Annotated in this window: 13 protein-coding genes and 1 riboswitch; of the genes, 1 reads left to right on the plus strand and 12 read right to left on the minus strand. The window is 44.1% G+C overall.

The features are described 5' to 3' along the window. Nucleotides 1-26 precede the first annotated feature (26 nt). The 7 genes from HQN88_RS05590 to HQN88_RS05620 all read right to left on the minus strand — a co-directional run bounded on the left by HQN88_RS05590 (nt 27) and on the right by HQN88_RS05620 (nt 6,311). Entirely contained in the window at nt 27-557 is a 531-nt protein-coding gene (locus HQN88_RS05590) for a DUF6886 family protein (protein ID WP_173109240.1), read from the minus strand. A gap of 24 nt (nt 558-581) precedes the next feature. After that, on the minus strand, nt 582-1,424 hold the full coding sequence (locus HQN88_RS05595) for a bifunctional 5,10-methylenetetrahydrofolate dehydrogenase/5,10-methenyltetrahydrofolate cyclohydrolase (RefSeq protein WP_173109241.1): 843 nt from the start codon (nt 1,422-1,424) through the stop codon (nt 582-584). Between the two features lie 56 nt (nt 1,425-1,480). Next, nucleotides 1,481-1,558, minus strand: a riboswitch (ZMP/ZTP riboswitch). 56 nt (nt 1,559-1,614) lie between these two features. Continuing rightward, nucleotides 1,615-3,249, minus strand: coding sequence for a hypothetical protein (locus HQN88_RS05600; RefSeq protein ID WP_173109242.1), 1,635 nt, complete (start codon nt 3,247-3,249; stop codon nt 1,615-1,617). A 179-nt stretch (nt 3,250-3,428) separates the two neighbouring features. Beyond that, on the minus strand, nt 3,429-3,887 hold the full coding sequence (locus tag HQN88_RS05605; RefSeq protein WP_173109243.1) for a RidA family protein: 459 nt from the start codon (nt 3,885-3,887) through the stop codon (nt 3,429-3,431). Nucleotides 3,888-3,926: 39 nt separating this feature from the next. Then, nucleotides 3,927-4,343: a hypothetical protein gene (locus HQN88_RS05610; RefSeq protein ID WP_173109244.1), complete on the minus strand. Its 417-nt coding sequence runs from the start codon at nt 4,341-4,343 to the stop codon at nt 3,927-3,929. A 127-nt stretch (nt 4,344-4,470) separates the two neighbouring features. Further along, complete coding sequence (locus tag HQN88_RS05615; protein WP_173109245.1) at nt 4,471-4,923, minus strand: YoqH family protein; 453 nt, start codon at nt 4,921-4,923, stop codon at nt 4,471-4,473. Between the two features lie 107 nt (nt 4,924-5,030). Beyond that, nucleotides 5,031-6,311 (minus strand): adenylosuccinate synthase, encoded by a 1,281-nt coding sequence (locus tag HQN88_RS05620; RefSeq protein WP_173109246.1) that lies wholly within the window; start codon nt 6,309-6,311, stop codon nt 5,031-5,033. Between the two features lie 109 nt (nt 6,312-6,420). Here HQN88_RS05620 and HQN88_RS05625 point away from each other — a divergent pair, with 109 nt between their 5' ends. Beyond that, nucleotides 6,421-7,299: a LysR family transcriptional regulator gene (locus tag HQN88_RS05625; RefSeq protein ID WP_173109247.1), complete on the plus strand. Its 879-nt coding sequence runs from the start codon at nt 6,421-6,423 to the stop codon at nt 7,297-7,299. 246 nt (nt 7,300-7,545) lie between these two features. Here the strand turns inward: HQN88_RS05625 and fosB are convergent, their stop codons facing one another. The 5 genes from fosB to HQN88_RS05650 form a co-directional block, all read right to left on the minus strand. Continuing rightward, the gene (gene fosB / locus HQN88_RS05630) at nt 7,546-7,968 is read right to left on the minus strand and encodes a metallothiol transferase FosB (protein WP_173109248.1); all 423 of its coding nucleotides are present in this window, start codon (nt 7,966-7,968) and stop codon (nt 7,546-7,548) included. Continuing rightward, complete coding sequence (locus tag HQN88_RS05635) at nt 7,965-8,882, minus strand: DMT family transporter (protein WP_173109505.1); 918 nt, start codon at nt 8,880-8,882, stop codon at nt 7,965-7,967. The genes fosB and HQN88_RS05635 overlap by 4 nt, the downstream gene beginning before the upstream one ends. A gap of 222 nt (nt 8,883-9,104) precedes the next feature. Next, entirely contained in the window at nt 9,105-15,716 is a 6,612-nt protein-coding gene (locus tag HQN88_RS05640) for an Ig-like domain-containing protein (RefSeq protein ID WP_173109249.1), read from the minus strand. Between the two features lie 115 nt (nt 15,717-15,831). Then, complete coding sequence (locus tag HQN88_RS05645) at nt 15,832-17,613, minus strand: hypothetical protein (protein WP_173109250.1); 1,782 nt, start codon at nt 17,611-17,613, stop codon at nt 15,832-15,834. Nucleotides 17,614-17,708: 95 nt separating this feature from the next. Next, on the minus strand, nt 17,709-19,361 hold the full coding sequence (locus tag HQN88_RS05650) for an extracellular solute-binding protein (RefSeq protein ID WP_173109251.1): 1,653 nt from the start codon (nt 19,359-19,361) through the stop codon (nt 17,709-17,711). Nucleotides 19,362-19,372: the final 11 nt, after the last annotated feature.

The following is a 19,372-nucleotide window of genomic DNA, read 5'->3' on the forward strand; positions in this document are numbered from 1 at the left end:
CACTTCTAATGGAATGATAATCTGATCTATACTTCCTTTAACCGCTGCTCTGCAAAGCCCATCCGGCACATCGAATACTGAAAACTTGATTGCTGAATTTTATCACTTAAATCCCACAAATTCGTAAGTAGCCGGACTTCAATATTCCTTTTAAAAAGCTCGCCAAAGAGATCTTGTATTTCAAATTGACGGATGGGAACCTGCGATTTCTCACTCACATAGTAACCCGCTCCAAGATCTTGCAGATAAAAATCTGACGAATCAAATTCATACACATATAAGGTTGTACTCTTCATGATTTCAAACCATTTATGCTCAATCGCTACGACGTGATTTACTGACTTTGATGACAAATAGTTCGTACTATCTGCCTCTGTAGTTGCTTCATTGGCATAAAAAGTAACTCTTGGACAATTCCGAGGTGTAAGAAAATTTGGGAAGCATTTCTCGTTAATCGCCCATACTAATCCTACAGTCGGGTCCAGATCTTTTCTTGAAGGAAGTCTAGGATGGAAAATAGAAATATTTTTTTCTTCACTGACGTGAAATAATTTCATCTTACTCCCCCTTTTCAACTACAACTACGCTAACTTTTCTGCCGCATCGACGGTGTGTTTCAACAAAGTGGCTATTGTGACAGGCCCGACACCAGCAGGAACAGGGGTAATTGCTGATGCTCTATCCTTACAAGCCTCATAATCAACATCCCCAATGTTGCCTTCGTTATACCCCGCATCCAACACGGCGGCTCCTGGTTTAATCCAATCCCCTTGCACAAATTTCGGTTTACCAACTGCCGCTACAACAATATCCGCTAATCTAACCATATCTTCAAGATTCGCAGTCTTCGAATGGCACATCGTTACGGTCGCATTGCGATTGAGCAACATCATGGAAACAGGTTTTCCTAGAATGGGGCTTCGCCCTATGACAACAGCATGCTTGCCTTCCATTGCAATCTGATAATAGTCCATAATGGCAAGAATGGCTGCAGGTGTACAGGAAGGGAAATCGGCAAAGCCGAAGGCATTTTGAGCAAATCCAAGCGTTGTAACACCATCTACATCTTTCTCGATGCCAATCGCTTCAAATGCAGCCCTTTCATCAATATGATGAGGCACAGGGTGTTGTAACAGAATCCCATGGACACTAGGGTCAACATTCAGCTTCTGAATTTCAGCAATCAATTCTTCCGTCGATGTATGCTCGGGAAGTTCAATTCGGATCGACTTGATACCAAGTCGTTTACACGCATTCCCTTTCATTTTGACGTAAGTAGCTGAAGAAGGATTACCACCGACCAGAATCGTAGCCAAACATGGCACGATCCCCTTCTCGCCTAATACATGAATCCTACTTTTCAGCGCCTCTTTCATGTCTGTTGCCACTCGATTACCATCCAAGATTACGGTTTCCGCAGTCATCTTATCATTCCTCTCAAGTTAGGTTCAAACATAAAGAGGTAAGGGGATTTCCCCTTACCTCTTGCCCAGGCGTACGGCCATTATCGATATGCTCCCTCATGGTTACCCATGCTCCGCCAGTTACACATCGTTTATTAGTACCTCTATGATAGCAATGAATGCCATTAATTTCAATTCCTATGCACGAACTTCATGACAAGGAAGCTGGTGACATAAAGAACGAATACCACATATTCGTCATGAAAACATCAAGAACTACGAAATAGAACATCTCAAGTCCAACATTTCGCTCGGACAATCCTCTTCTCCATAAGCGGGTTAACCCATAAGAAATCCCAGCAAACAGAAGAAGCACAATCAAGCTAACCCAAACCGATTGCAAGAATTCCGGCATCACCTGCAGCGCAATCGGTTTACGGTAATCGCCTATAAATAGCGCTTTAACTATCAGATACATGGCCATAGAAATTCCAAAGTGCCTTTTCGCATGCTCGTCGTAATGATATTGCCAAAATACGCTGATAACGATAAGATACAGGCCAGGTAAAAGGATCCATTTTAAGCTAATCAGGGCAGTAAGTACGCCAATTCCCCAAAACAATGGCAAATTTCCAGCTGCATGTTGCAAGTCTTCTGCATGAAGACTGTTCATTCGTTGCTCGTATGATAGCTGATCTGTAGCATAGTAAACGCGATACGTCTCGGCGTTCACGGCATCCAGCCATATGACTAATGAACTCCCATTGTACGAAGTATATGTCGGATATACGGCAAAACCACCGAATTGGCTAATACGCGTAGAATCTAACATTTTGCCATCCTTAAAGCCAATCCTGTACACTTCTTGACTTGTTTGACGCCTATTTTTCTCATACACGGAAGAAACTACAAGCGTTAACTCCCCAGAAGATGACTGACTAAACGAAGGATGCAAAATCGTATCGGAATCGTTCCCCTTCGCGACAGGAAGGTTTAGGACCTCGTCCTGCATCTTATCTGGTTGATTGGATGGGATAGTAATCATATGTAAGGTGCTTTTACCTGATTTGCGCGAGCTGGTTGTATACGCGGCAAGCAATGAAGAACCATCTCCACCTAGTGCCAACTCATCCAAACTGCTCGTTGCATAATCTACGTCCTTCAGCTTCATCTGCGCAAGTGGTTTCCAAGATGCTTTTTCAAGCTTCGCAAAGTGAAAGGATTCGTTGCCATCTTTATTAACCGCGTAAACAAGTGATAAACTGCTGTCAGCGTTATCCCAGATACCATGTATTTGCTTCATGTTCGCAATATCTAGCTTAGTCCAGGTAAGATTAGCATTCGGTTGAAATTCGCTGACATAAAGCGTTGAATCATTGTAAGCTAGCAGGACGCTTTCCCTTTTGGAACCAACGACCGTTTGCACACCTGTTATCTCGTTTTCATTAAGTGCGTTCTTCGAACTCCATGACCCATTCTTCCACACACTTGAATACAGTTTATTGCCGTCCCCAATCCAAATAACATGATCCTTATCTATCATCTTATGGGCATGGAAAACGCCAGTATCTGGCAAGGGACGAGTCTCTGTTCGATGATGTCCCTCCCCATCAATGGTGATGATTTCAATTGTTTTTCCTGCGAGATACGTGAAGCCGCCTTCCTCAATCCATTGGACAGGTTCGCCATAGGTTGCCAACTGAGGCAATTCTGTTGCACGGCCGAATGGTTCTGGATATGGCTTCACATACTCATTGGCTAGCATGAAAGACTGGATGATTCCGATGATAACGATGATTGCTAGAAAAGGCACATATGTAAGCAGCTTCCATCTTGCTTTCTTCACTTCTTAACGCCTCCAAACCATATTTGAAAAATAAATAATGATGTGCAATTAATTTTCCATTGTTCAATAAATGCTCATGCCAATGATATCACTGATTCCATTATGCTTCACTACAAAAATTAGAGCGGTGCCATCATGTACTCATCATGGACCGCTCAATCATTAGACACATCGGATTATCAATCCGCTACTTCAAAAATAGAATCCACAATAATCGGCAGGTTATCTCTTAGTGAAACAGCTCCGAAGACCGATCGGGCAGACTTACCCTTGTCGCCGAACACATCCAACATCAGATCCGAACATCCATTAAGCACCACATGATGCTCTTCAAATTCAGGAACAGCATTCACGAACCCTTGTAGTTTGACAACTTGTTTAACTTGCTCCAGAGAACCTAATGCAGATTGCAGAACAGCAAGAATCTCGATCCCTGTTAATCTAGCAAAGTGATAACCCTCTTGTGTTGTGTATTCCTTCCCCAATTTACCTTTTGGACTGCCAGACGGCCCCTTGCCTGACACATACAAAAGTCCGTTAACTTTCACATAATTCGTATATTTCGCTGCTGGTTCACTTGCCGTAGGTAGTAGGATTCCTAATGCCTCTAATCGTTGAGCAATGGTTTGTTCCGTCATAGATATATCCTCCCAAATGCATCTATTTTTCTAACCCTATCATGGCCCAGAACTGATCCCTTTTATTTGGTATTCACCGTTTATGGCTTGAAGTGTGACATAGCGCACACGGTTTTTGATCCAACCATCTTCGGTTCTTTCACCGCCTCCAGCAATAATGAACTCCAGAGAAGCCGGCAATATGTCATACGTGACAATAAAGTAGGTATCCTCCTCATTTTTTAAAATCTGAATGTCATCATGAATCTTATAATTTATAATTCGTTGACTTACAGAGACAGAAGTAGCCTCGTCCTTTTCTAATTCAGTACCAAACAGCTTTTTAACGATCGGTTTCAAGTCATCCTGTTGCTGAATACTCACATCATTGCCCCGCACATGTTGTACAGCATAAGCAGAGCAGCCAGTCATACAACTAACACAACTAAGTAAGATTAGCGTTATCAACCATCTCATCGTATCGCCTCGTCTAATGAATTTTTAGTTGTTTCTATACAACAATCTAGATTTACATATAACCCAGTTTTTAACATCTTACTTCAATAGACGATGACAATACAAATAAGTTGCAATTAGCTTCCTATTATTTACAAGCATTCATCGTATTCCTTAAAATGACAGGCCCTAACTTGCCAGTTTTGGAATTCGCTAAACGAACTTCCATCGTACTATTCGTTAAATCAGCTGTAATATCATCAAGCCTCCCAGTCCAAGTCGGCCCGCCTTCTTCTGGTGTTGGGAACAGTTTGAAACGCCAGCTAATCTCATTTGGAATAAAAGCAAAACCTTCATATCCATCATACTCACCCGCTGTAAATGGCACAGGTAAATGATTCGCATGGATGCTAATACTTGTTCGGGGAAAACTTGGTGTTAACTTCACTTTGTAAACGAGCGCTGCTCCTTTGGCATTCACATTATCTGCCATGACGGATTCAAGAACGGCACTACAAGGCATCGCTACTTCAGCATCACTCCGTTCGGATTGGAACAAGACACTTCCAACTATCAACATAACCATCATCATTTTCTTCATGGAATCCCTCCGAAGTAAATTTCGTGGTTATTTTTCCCATTCAATCCATTTCTATTATGCTTTAGAAAAAAGCCACCTCGCGGTGGCAATACTAGGACTAACTGAAACTAGCATGGAATAACTTGTTCGCGTCGAGGTCCGACAGAAATCGTTGAAATCTTTACGCCGATAGCGGATTCAACGAATTGAATGTAGGTCTTTGCCGCTTCTGGGAGGTCTTCCATGCGTTTAGCTTGTGAGATATCACATTGCCAACCTGGTAATCTTGACCATACAGGTTTGGCAGAATCCAGCCTTGCATTAACTGGAAAGCGATCAACAATTGTACCGTCCGCCAACTCATAGCCGACACAGACTGGAATTTCTTCCAAATAGCCTAGCACATCTAAGTTTGTTAAAACGACACTTGTTGCTCCCTGAATCATGCAGCCATACTTAGTTGCAACGACATCGAACCAGCCCATGCGTCTGGGACGCTTCGTGTTAACACCATATTCACCGGCATCGCCTCCGCGACGACGTAATTCTTCAGCTTCACTGCCCTCAATTTCTGAGACGAAGGGACCAGCTCCTACGCAGCTCGAATAGGCTTTGACAATCGCAATGACCTGTGTGATTGACCTAGCGGGCAACCCAGCTCCTACTGACGCGAACCCAGCAAGAGTCGAAGAAGATGTAGAATAGGGATAAATTCCATGGTCTGGATCCCGTAAAGCACCGAGCTGACCTTCCACCAGTATGTGGTCACCATTAGCTTCGGCATCCTGAAGCAGTGTGGTTGTGTCACTCACATAAGGAGCTATTCGTTCAGCTTGGCTCAACAGCTGTTGCAATAGGTCATCTGACTCGATGGCAGCTCGTCCATATAGATGCTGTAGTAAGACATTTTTCGCTGTGAGCAAATGATCGAGTCGTTCCTTTAACCGAGATTCGTTAAATAAATCAGACACTTGAATGCCAAGCTTCGCATATTTGTCCGCATAAAATGGCGCTATCCCGCGCTTCGTTGAACCATAACTACGTGCGCCAAGCCGCTCTTCTTCGAGTTCGTCAAAAACTCGATGTACCGACAATACGACTTGCGCCCGCTCAGAGATGAGTAACTCCGGCTTAGGTACGCCTCTTGCTGCAAGTTCATCTAATTCGCTTAGCACGATATCGATGTCGAGTGCCGTTCCTGGCCCTATTACGTTCGTCACATGTGAATAAAACACACCTGATGGCAGCATCCGCACCGCAAATTTACCGTAGTCATTTATGATCGTATGCCCTGCATTGCTTCCTCCCTGGTATCGAACCACATAGGATGATTGCGCCGCTAAAACATCTGTCATCTTCCCCTTACCTTCGTCTCCCCAGTTAGCTCCAACTATCGCAGTTACAGTCACATCTAACGCCTCCTACACTTGTTTTACCTGACAAAGCTTATTATAATTGCTCTAATGACATTAGAATAATTGATATAAGTTATACCAGATATAAAGTGAGGTAATGTTGTTGGATGTTAATTTGGAGTGGTACCGCGTCTTTTATTGGACAACCCTTACGGGTAGCCTATCGAAAGCGGCCGAAGTACTGCATATCACACAAACTGCAGTGAGTCATACGATTAAGCAGTTGGAAGCAGCGCTTGGCGGACAACTTTTTTTCCGAACAGCCAAAGGTGTCACGCTAACCGTTGAAGGTGAAGTGTTATTTCGCCACGTCGAGCAGGCATTTCAATCTATGAAAATTGGCGAAAAAGCCATCGCAGACATGCATAGCTTACATAGTGGGGAGATCAATATTGGGGCAAGCGATACGTTGTGCAAGTATTATCTTTTGCCGTATCTAGAGGCATTTCACGAACAATTTCCTGGTGTGCGAATCCGAGTTACGAACCGTACAACCCCTGAAACCATCGCACTTCTTAAGGAGGGGAAAATCGACTTTGGTATCGTCTCCCTCCCTGCTTCGGACAAACAAATCGACTTTCGGGAAAGTACTGCGATTCAAGACTGCCTTGTCGGCGGGAAGCCCTACGCACATCTGGCAGGGAGTCCGTTATCCCTTCAAGAATTACACAACTACCCCCTCTTATTATTGGAAAATGGGGCAAGCACCCGACGCTTTATCGATAACTTCGTTACCTCTAAAGGCATAACTCTCACACCTGAGTTCGAGCTGGGCAGCATCGATCTCCTAGTGCAGTTCGCCAAACGAGGATTTGGCCTCGCATTCGTCATCGGCAATTATGTAGCCGAGGAACTTGCTGCTGGTGATTTAGTCGAAATCCCGCTTGATTGTCCTCCACCTGCACGTCAAATAGGGATTGCTACACTTCGGGGAGTTCCCCTGTCCGCGGCATCGAAGTCATTTCTGGCAATGCTGCCTTGATTGCTCCAGATTGTCGTTCTCATGACAAATAAATGGATTTCATGTAGCTAATTTCACCCATATCTTTAGAAATTCACATATAACTGGATTTCATGTAGCTATTTCGCCTGGATTTCATCGGAATCGTGGACATTCGCAAAATTAGCTGCAGTAAATCCATTTATTGTGCTCATTCCCCTAGTTTCGTTGAATTCAACGGGATATTTTCCATTTATTTGGATAATAGCTCATCCGTACTTAGTTGATTTATTCATAGAACACCATATGAGTTTTATCAGCTTTGTAATAGGAAAGTCTGTCTGCTAACGACCCTGTATGGAATTCGAACTTATGTCCATCAGGGTCGGTGAAATAGATCGACTGCTTGTCTCTTTCGTCCCTAGTTCGACCAGGAAGCATATGGACATTAAGCCGCTTAAGTTTTTCATATATCTCATTGAAATCATTTTCTTCAATCGTAAAAGCCATATGCGTATACGAATAGTGGATGTCTTGACGGGGAATATCCTTCTCCTGATTTAATGCAAGCCAGATCCCATTTAAGTCAAAGTAGGCTAAATTCCGCCCTTTTACCAATAACTTAGCACCGAAAACTTGTTGATAGAATACAATCGACTTCTCCAAATCGGACACCGAAAATAGCAAGTGATTAATCACGCCTATGTTCATAAAGTCCTCCCCCTACGCTTCTGTATGGCATCCCCTATCTTCTGTACCGGAACGCTGAATAAGATGAGAACGGCCGCTAAGCCATCCAGCCAAGATAGCCGCTCTCCCAACAAAATCATAATAAACACAAGTGTTACAAAGGGGGCAAAGAAAGTGAAACTCGCGATTAATGAGGCTGACGAGTACTTCAATGCCCTGAAATACAAGAAAAATCCGAATACGATATTACTCAGGCATAACCATAAGACACCATAGAAATCCATCATCTGAAGCATCTTTCCATGTGAATAGACCAGCATCCCCGCAATGGACAATAGCCAGGCTATGAAGGTCATTACTAAGGTGCTGACTAGCATATCTTTCGTATTTTTCTTCACAAGATTCGTAAACAATCCCCAGCACACGGCGGCAAGAATAGCCAACAAATCGCCTCTCAGGTTCGTGAAACTGAAATTACTGATGTTTCCCTTCGTGATCAATAGGATTGTTCCTGCAAATCCCATGATGATGGAGAGGAATTTATACCTATTCAACCGCTCCTTGTGAATTGGAATTGCGAATATAACGATGAAAATAGGAAATAAATAATTTAACATGGATGCTTCCACGGCTGGAATGAGTTCTAATGATTTTAGATAGAGAAAATCGTATAAGAACGTACAAACTCCGCAAGCAAGCACCAGCAACCACTCCGAAAATCTCCATACCTTGAAGGGCTTCCCCCACGCTTGAATAATTAAAATGACTGCAAATATGCCCACACCTATACCATACATATAAAATAAAATCTGATAGCTTTCCAATCGAGATAATACCAATTTGCTAACCGCTGCAACCGAACCCCAAATCAACAACAAGATGGGCATGAGGACATAAGGATTCTGGGTCGGATTTAATTTCTTTTCATCTTTCATCAAAATTGCTTGCTCCTCAAAAATCTAAATTTTCTTAGAAACTCTAATCTTACTTGATAAGAAAAGGAGAATTCAAGCAAGTAATGTACGCTACAGGTGCAAGAACCTGAAACACATACGAAATCCACCTTTTACAATTTGCTTTTCTTAAACTTCCTCCTCTCTCTTCGCATATTAAAATCCGGCGAAACTATAGCAAGCCCCGCCGGATGTGTAGGTATGTTATTCGTTAATAAATTTCACATGCTGTAAAAATCGTTTCAAAATAACAGCAGCTTGTGCACGTGTCGCTGACTTAGCAGGTGCAAATTGCCCTTCGTCTTCCCCTTGTAATAAGCCAAGAACAACAGACTGCTTAACAGCTGGAAGCGCCCATGTAGATACGTCGTCCAAGTCAGTGAATGGAAGAACAGAAGATACTTCTTCTGTTTCACTACGGCTACCAGCCACTTTCAAAGCACGAATGATCATGACAGCCATTTGCTCCCGCGTTATAGTGGCTTTTGGACCAAACTCATCCTCTGATTTGCCATCTACAAGACCCGCGTTTAGAGCTGCGCCAACTGCTCCTGCATACCATTCGCTAGGTGAAATGTCTTTGAATCTTGATCCTGCTGCGTCTTCATTCAATCCAAGTGCCCGAACTAATAGAGTAGCGAATTCACTTCTAGAAATAGGGAAATCAGGTGCGAATGCATCCTCACTTCTCCCCTTGATTAACAGTTTGGAAGCGAGTAGTTCTACGTCGGATTGGGACCAGTGATTGGTTAGATCATTGAAGGTTTTGGTGTACTGAATGACCATGTAGGCGCTGTTCCCTTTTCTTTTGATTACCGCAACTGTCTTGCCCCCCTCTTGTTTAATCGTCATTGGGACAAAAGTCAATTGCCCATTAGCATCGATCTTCACGGCTGTCACACTATTCTCAACAACAGATGTATTCAGTTCAAGGCCTCGTTCCACATATTGGTTAAAATTGTTCAGTTCAATAGATCGACCTGCCCCTTCTGCAATCACCTGATAATCGAATATATCGGATAGAGAATTAGCGGCTAGCCCATTAATCGTTTGCCTAGCTTTCGCTGCTTGATCCCCATTGACTGGCTTAATGGTCACTGAAACTTGAATATCATCTTGCGCAGCACCCAAAGAATTCGCTATTGCTGTAAGATCAAGAAGCTGTAACGGCAAACTAAAGGAAGCACCCTCCGTTTGAACAATTAGGATTGCCTGTGAATTTTCAGCCGCTGCTTTCACGAGTACACTGCTTGGAAGTGCTACTGTCGTACTACCAGATATACTTGTCGTTTGAACAACGATATATGGCTTTAATGTTCCTTTTAGGCTATTCAATGCTCGGGATAAAGCTTCTGCAGAGATACGGATATGTTGTCCGTTGGACCCATCCGGGTTGCTTTGCATAGTGGTTGTAAGTCCATCTCCTTGCAGCTGAACGCCTTTCGCAATCTCACTTAGCAACTGTTCATTCGTAACAGGTGGCACAGATAAACTTGGTTCTGCGTTTGGTTCTGTATTAGGTTCTGTTGTTGGTTCAGTTGAAGGTTCCGTGGTAGGCTCACTCGATTCCTCCTCAGGACGGACCACAAGATCAAATGTCACAGTTGATCCTGCATAGGCAGCTGTAATACGCGCTGTACCTTGCCCTATGGCTTCAACCGTTCCATCCACACCAATACTTGCAACTTCAGGTTGATCACTTTCATAAGTAATCCCCGTTTCTGGCTCGATTAGTTCTCCGGAGTCATCCATTGCCTTCACCGTGGCAAATAAAGTCTCACCAACCACCATATCTGCTAATCCATTCATAATGAGTCCAACGATCGGTTGCGTGGAATCATCAGTTTTAGAGAAAGTCATGCTGCCGTTCCTCGAAACAAGTCCGAAATAACCTGGCTGACGAATCGCTTGCGGAGCTGTATCCAAATAATTGAAAACTTCGACGCCATCCACTTTCAAAATAATTCGTACCCCATTCGCTTCGTTGAAAGTCCCAAGTTGCAGATGTCGCTCCTGATTGAAAGGAAGCATCGTATTCGGAATAGCCGGCCCTGCTAGACTTGTATAGTTGGCAATCGAACCATAAATTACCGTTCTTTGTGCCTTATTGTAGCGCTGAAGCTCGATGCCAGCTTCGGAAACAACCATGAGGTAGTTATCCTCATCTCCATGACTGTAACCAAGGGTATTACTTTGCTTTCCAAAAAGAAGGGCATACCAGCTTGTCGTGGCATTGATTTTAAGATTAAAATCTATAAACTCGTTCATGAACGTACGTCCTTGATATATGGCATGACCACTATTCGGTGTCGTAATCGTGATACGATCTGTGTCACTCTGCACGTTATTCAAAGTAGTCGGATACACATACCAGCCATCCAAATCATTAATTTCCTTACGCAGTTTGTAATTGTCCTTGGTGGTATTGTTCCACACCCTCACATGATAATAACCTTCTCGCTGTTGCCCAAGAAAATCTCCCTTCAGTAGGAGGATCGCCGATCCTGCTTGAAGCGCAGTTAACGTACCCGTACTTGTCACTGTGGCGATATCTGGCGTTAACGAAGTGAATGTCACGTGATCCAATTCTGTCCGATTACCGAATGATGTGTTCCCGTATGCATGAAGCGCGGTAGTCGACCCTTGCTCGGCATGGAGAATATTCCCCGTTGTGTCGGTAAGTCGAATATCCGTTAAGACATCCCCGACAAAAATATCTGCTTCAAGCTTACGCATAACCGTACCATTCACGATGTAGATAACAACTTGGGTAGAGCCTGTAGAGATGCCGCTTACATTCCCTTGTGCATCAACCGTAGCAATGTCAGGATTCTTGGATTCGTAATACAGTTGACTATCTCCCAGACTAAGCTGCTGATCTTTCCCGTTTTGAGCAATGACTTTCACCTTACTTGTGGTGCCAACATTGAGACTTAGACGCTCTGTCGACCAACGACTGACAATACCTGCCTGTAAATCCTGATAAGCCGGTTCTATCCCCGCTTGCGCAATAATTGCCTTGGCACCTACTGGCCAGTTAGCATCTGGTACGACCGTCGTTCCTTCAAACGTATTGTTGATCCCAATATTGACGTAATACGCTTCCGTCGTATAGTTATTCACAAAATCAAGATCATGGATCAAATTCGTCCATGCTTGCGCCCACCGCTTGGAACCATGCCATGGCTTCGATTCCTTCAAATCGATGACATTGTTCTCATATCGCCAATAAGCGGACGATTGATCTGCATACAATACGGCACTATCGTCCATTTGATTACGAATAAAGTTACCGGAAACAATATTCTTATCCTGCGGACTGGCGCCGTTCGTGCCAAGACTGTAGATGGCCCCGCCATCCCGAACCCCTTTGCCCATGAGATCATAGATCATGTTGTCTTGAATCTTTATATTTTTGGTAACGGGATCAAAATTCTTATCCCACCCGTACCCAATATGCGTTCCGCTATACGGAATGTTGAACATCTCATTATGGCTAATGTCCATATCCAGCGGATAACCGGCCGAGATCGCAGAAGCCGACTTGAAATCAACTCCGATATCATAAATCAGATTGTTGAGGATATCATCATTTTTCATCACCATGCGATAATCCGTTGGGTTAAAATATTGACGATCATTCGAAATCGGTTGACCTACCGAGATCGCGCTGCCGGAAATGTCGTAGAAGCGATTCCCTTCGATCAGGCTGTTTTGTACGCCATTTTGCAAGATTAAGCCTGTGATGCCTAACTTAGCAAAGTCATTCCCAATGAAATTAACTGTATTCGCAAGTTCTACCTCGATAGCCGCATCTGGAAGCTCATCTGGCGTTCCCGCATAGCGCAGATAGTTATTCTGGGCATCCGAATGCCCCATATCCGTGCTCGGTCTCATCCAAGTCGTATACATAAATTTCATGCCCTTAAACTGAAGATTACGAACAGGATGATCCGCTGATTGTCCGATGACTGTTACTAATTTTTCTAAAATAGGTGCTGTCACTTGAGCCGTAGTTAAATCCTCCCAAGCTCTTGGCTTATAATAGACATAACCGTCCGTTTGGTCGTAATACCACTCCCCAGCTTCATCGAGCAGTTCAAAAGCATTCTCATAATAGACAGGAACCGTCACGGAAGATAGTCCGCGAACGGAAGAAGCTGTCCAACCTGGATTTTTCATCGTAATCTGTGCTTTACTGCCGATCACATTCACTGACTCCACTTTCACACGTGAATTTGACCATAAATCATTGAAGACCATTTCTAGATCACTGATCCGATGGTAGTTAGCGAGGAAGGTATCGTCAGAAGTGTAACCTGTCGCTGTCTTTGTTGCGTTAACTAACCCTCCTTCACTTCGCGCCCGAACCGCACGTACGCCATCAATATAAAGTTGTCTTGTTTGAAAATCCGGCCCAACGAATGCACGATACACATGCTTATTGCTGTCAAACTCATTCCAGCCTACGATCGCTTGTCCACCACTAATGACGGGTTGTTCGCCTAGATAATTGTGATACGTTACAAAATAACCATTGCTGCCCGAGTCTGTTTCATCAAATCGAAGTGTATCACTCAAGGTGTAAGTTCCCTCACGTAAATAGATGATGATATCACCCTGCATGTTGATATTTAGCCCTCTTGCAGCTGTTTGTGCCTTAGTAATCGTCTTAAAAGGTGCTAGCAATGTCCCTGGATTAGAGTCATTTCCTCCCGGCGAAACGTACAACTCATGCGCGACGGACCTGTTCACGACAGTCACATTCGTCTGTCCTTGTACCGTGCCCTCCTTATTCGTTGCATAAATACTCGTTGTGCCGGCTCCAACAGCCGTCAACTCCCCATAGGCGTCAACCGTTGCTATAGCAGCATTCGAAGTTCCCCAAACTATTTGCTGCTCGGTAGTCCCTGGTGGTGTGAGCGTAGCATTGAGATACAACCTGGAACCGACGGGGATTGCACCGGAGACAGCTGCAACAGAAATCCCCGTAAGGGGAACTTCGTAAACATGGACAGTTACCGTTGCTTGTGGAATATTCTCATACGGCTGTGCAGAGATGAGTGTCGTTCCTGGTAGCAGACCTTTTACAACCCCATTATGATCTACCGAAGCGATAGTCGGTTCACTGGTAGTCCATACGGCACTCTGTACGGTTGCGTTTGCAGGTGTAAACAAAAGTGGTAGCTGTAAACTAGCATCCTTCGCCAATGTAACATCGTCTGGACGAATGGTTGCACTGACCGCAGCATGATAGGAATACATTTGAAAGTCATCAAAAAAGGCCGTGCCGATGCTGTCTTTATAAATGCCTAAATACATCACAGATGGTACGCCACCGATATCATAAGGCTCACGAGACAATTTCTGATTACCGTTAATGTAAAAATCAAATACATCCGCATCCGTGTCCAGCATCAGCTTAACCTCATACCACTCTCCGCTGGTGAGCGGTTGGATATTCGTCCACGCTGCAGCTCCTTGCTTCATATAGCTGAATTGGCCTGTATTTAAAGCGAATTTCAATGCAGTGCTTCCTGTAACCGCACTCTTCAGAGAGGGCAAATAAATAACAGCATCGGATTGTTCCGCACGAAATTTGTAAGTCATGGTCACTTTCGTGCTTGCACCTGTAATCGCTTTTTCAATATTGTAGGAGGCGGTTGATTTCCCATTTTTCTCAAGCTTCAGCATCTTGCCTGGGTAACCTGCGAGTTCACCTATCGTTGCCGCCAATATATACGGATCTGGCGGCGGACTAACCGCCGTAGAAGGCGTCGGTACTTTCCAAGCCGTAGGCTTCGCTCCTGTTGTTTCCCCATCGAATGGGATGGATAAGAGATCTCCTACTCCCCCGTCATTCGGTGTTATTCCGTTCACGTTCACTACATAGGTCGCATCCGGAACTTGATCTGCTGCTTTGGCCGTAATGCTCGCTGTGCCCGGCGCTATCCCTGTCACCACACCACTTGCAGTAACCGTTGCAATCGCTGTATTACTGGATGACCATGTCAAACTTTGATTCGTTGCTGTTGGCGGTGTGAATATGACGGTTAGTGGTTGGCTTGCACCCACATTCAGCTCATAAACCGCTTGCGTAACGGCAACCGAAGTAGCTGGTACATACCCATAAATATGAAAATCATCGAAGTAAGCGGTACCAATTGTATCTTTGTACAAGCCCAAATAAAAGGACGTTATTGCTTCCGTTTCCGCCATAGGTTCATTCGTGAGTTTCTTCTCATTGTTAATGTATAAGTCAAACGTATCCGCATCTGAATTGAGAAGCAGTTTCATTTCATACCAAGTGACACTTGAAAAAGCATGAATCGTCGTCCAAGTCGATGCTCCTTTCTTCATATATTGGAAGTTGCCACCATTCATCGCGAATTTAGCCATGGCGGTTGTTCCACTTTTGGGTGATGGCAAATACACAGTCCCTGAGGTTTGTTCTGCTCTCACTTTATAGGTAAATACCGACTGACTGCTCGCACCTGCGAAAGCGCGCTCGATTTGGAGATTCCCCGTTGATTTGCCGTTCTTCTCGAACTTTAGCAATGCCGAGGGATAACCAGCTAGATTCTCGACAGATGCTTTAGCGATATACGGTACTGGCGCAGAAGCATCTGCTGCTGGTGGATTTCCAGTCCAGTTGGCGGGCTTAGTACCCAGCGTACTTGTATCAAAATTCTCGATGAATACTTCGTCCGAGCTTGCCATGACGCTAGGTACCGCTACTGGTAAACAAAGACCTGTCAGTAGGGCAAACACCAAGAAAGCGCATACAAATTTGGACTTCAAAATGATACTTCTCATTATTCCTCCACCTTTTCTAGTGTATTGTTGTTTCTGGAAGTAAACATATGACGCAAAGACCCCCTTAAGCAATATTCAACTTTCCCGTATATCGCGTAAGGAGGCCAATTAAGCTCTACTCATGAGGATCTATATGCAACTGTACCTTTGCCATGCCTGGCAAGATTAATCCGATCTGTCTGATTTCTGTAAATTTCGTTCGCGGGACTTCTCCGTCCGCAAAGCTATGATCTTCAACTCGGACTTCTTCCAAATAAGCTTGGATCCCATTCGAATTAGTAATATGATCTAGGCAGAGTACTGCCCATCCGGATTCCAATCTTGTATGACGAACAAAACCTGACTGATCTGTGTGAAGTACCTGCCTTAACTTGACTCGATTCGATTCGTGCACAATTTCTACAGTCATTACCTGTCTCTCAGTATCATTGCTTGTTATTCCATTCAAAGCTGTGATCGCAATGGTCGTTTGCGCATATCTCAACAGCAGCCAATGTCTACTTTCTACCGTTGTAACGATCTCTTCGATGGCACCCGCATAATGGTGTATAATCCACTCATCTGCAATCTCAGAGACACAATGATTCAAATTCGTCATGCTGCGAACCGTAAGTAAACAATGTTCAAACTGCGCTGAACGCGTCTGAATGTCAGGAAAGAATGTTTCCTTAAATAGCGCCGGGGCTAAGTATGACGTACGGTAGGATTCTCCTGGGTGAGTGCGAACCTCGTCACCTAAATCAACATACCAGCGCAAGAATGAGACCCCCTCACCTGTTACACTAAAACTGACAGGGAAGGATTGCCAGCCAAGTCCCCAATCCTGCCACTGGTAGCTGCCAGGGATGACGGGAAAGCGGTTAATGCTGCCAAGTCGAGAGCTAGTACCTACCCAGTAGTAAGCGGTACTCTTATCGAAGATAGGTTCTTCCCATATTCTCGGCTTTGGTTGCAGGTTACTCCCTCCTGTAAGCTCAGTTAACTCCTCTTCAAATAAAAGCAGGCTCAGCATATGATTCATCGTTAATTTCTCTGCTTGCAACGCATCTACTTCCACGAGGCCCGCAAGTGTCCATATCATATCATCACGTTTGGTTTCACCGCTAAAGTTATAGCTGCGGATCGTAGGGACGAATTCTTCGCCATCCTGAAATCTAAGAAACTGGTAAATGTTCTGGATTCTCACGCGTAATTGCTGCTCGAGCGGATGCTGCTGACCCACTAACACTTTAATCGCAATTTGAAGGGCATTTAAGATCACAGACAAATAAACCAAGCTGATATTCTCGCCCCAGCCCCAGCCTCTTCGCGTCGTATATTCCTCCCAGCGTTCAAAGAAGCGGATACCCTCCTCCAAATAATAGGGATTGTTAAGCAAATACGAAATCGCTAAGAGCAGTGCACCATCACTCACAATTTTATTGGGATAGTAAAGGATTGGATCTTCGCATTCCTTACGGAACCACTCACCTGCATGGTGTAACATCTCATGTATAATCACCCTATGGCTGTCAGGTATAACATCTGGATGGCACATATTCAACATAACCAGTGGTCTAAGAATGAAGAAAGCGGCATTCGTATCATTCACGTGTTTCTCTTCCCTATACCAACGAAAACCGCCATAGTGCGAATCAGATTTATCTGTTCGTTGCAGCAAAGCTATGGACTGAAGAATAGCCAATCCTTCCTGTTCATCCAAATGTCCCAATAACATGCCGAATGTATAATAATGCGCGGTTTGCCTGCCTTCATGGCAATAGCCTAAATGTGCAATTTCTCGGGTATGCCCAGGTTTATTGTATCTGACCATGCCGTCTTCTAGAATGACCCCGTTATTTTCGTAAAGAAAGGTTTCATTCATCAATTTATGTATATTGGGTTTCATCTTTACCACTATCGTCACCTCATATGCCCTTAATTTGACGTCCAATAAACACGGAAAGTGCCTCATAGGAGACACTTTCCTTATCCACTTTTCAGGAGATGATTTTATTTAATCTCATACAAATCTTTCATTAATAAAGCTGTTTTCTTGTTAGCTTGGTACCATTCATCGTAGAAAGCATCGACTTTCGGTCCCCCTGCTTTTTCCCAAGCTGCTTTCGCTTCTTGGATGAATTGATCCATCGTATAGCTATTACCACTCACGAGCACTTTCGTTGCCAAATCGACAATCGTTTTATTAGCATTCGTATTAATGGCTACCAAATCTTGCGGGAGAAGTGGTAAGAAATCACGATGCGTCACACCTGGCATTGGACGGCTCGGATCGACATACGCAACGCGCCCTTGCTTCAGTACTTCAAGCATGTCTTTCTCAATCGGCGTAGGATTCGTTTTATTTTCAAGACCTGTGCAGGAATCTTTCGCTAACGAAGCCAGCATGTTCAAGTCAGCAATGTAGCTAACCTCTTTCTTCGTTTTCTCTGCATCAATCGGCTCTGGACAGCCATTAGCGCCTTTTTTGTACTGTTCGCCTTCAATCCCATTATTCATAGTTGTCTTGAATGCTTCACTAGACATGAAATCGATTTCTTTGACAATGGCTGCTGGGTCCTTCGCTGCAGCGTTCACAGCACCTGTGACAGCAATCGGATTATTCAATAGCGGACTGAATTGACCAAACTCGCTCTTCGGCAATGCGATCGGGATAATTTCGGCATCTGGTACATTTTTCTTTAAAGTTTCATAGTTCTTCGTCGGAAGGGAACTTCCGATGATCCCCACTTTACCCGCCATCCAATCTTGCGCGGATTTGGCCCCGTTTTTATCCGTCACAAAATCCTTATCCGTATAGCCCGCTTCATAAATCGTTTTCTGATACGCAATCGCTGCTTTCAAGCTATCCCAATCATGAACAACCTTGTCATCCTTCAGATTCCACGGATATTGGTCCGTACCGAAGAGTGTGAAGCCATTGCCAAACATATGGTTTAGAATAATTCCCGAAATGAAGCTAAGTCCGATACCTTGCGTATCTTTCTTGCCGTTCCCGTCAGGATCGTTTTCTGTAAAAGCTTTCGCGACCGCTAACAGCTCCTCCGTTGTCTTCGGTACTTGTAGATTCAGCTTCTTAAGCCAATCTGCACGGACGAATAAGTAATGGTTAGGATCTAAATTGTAAGGACGGCCCAAGAAGTACATTTTGCCATCAGGCATCGTTGTTGCCTTTTTCAGTGCAGGGTATTTCTCAAGTCTTGCCTTGTATTCTTTACTGTATTTATTAATAATGTCATCCAGCGGCATTAATTGCTTCTGGTTATATAATTGACCTAGATACGATTTATCGAATTCAAAAATAAGATCTGGCGCAGAACCAGAGGCAAATAACACATTGTATTTCTGTAAGGATTCGAACCGAGGAATCGGAACGAATTTCACATCTGCAGGACCTTTTTCATTTACCCATTTCGTCCAGCGATTGTTAATGATCGTCCCTTCTTCTGCCGGGATATTTCCGCGATCGTAGAGCGATGCTGTAATAGTGCCACGTTTCTCCGGTGTCGCTTGGGTTGCCGCACTTGGACTTGTCGTTGACGTTTTCTCATCTTTGGTACTGCAGCCTACGACAACCAGAGCAAGCGCTGTCGCAAGCGCTGCTGTTGCAGTTGTTTTACGTGTTATCCATGTTTGTTGTCTCATTGGTAGTGACC

Origin of the sequence: Paenibacillus qinlingensis, from assembly GCF_013204845.1 — a bacterium.
Lineage (GTDB): Bacteria > Bacillota > Bacilli > Paenibacillales > NBRC-103111 > Paenibacillus_E > Paenibacillus_E qinlingensis.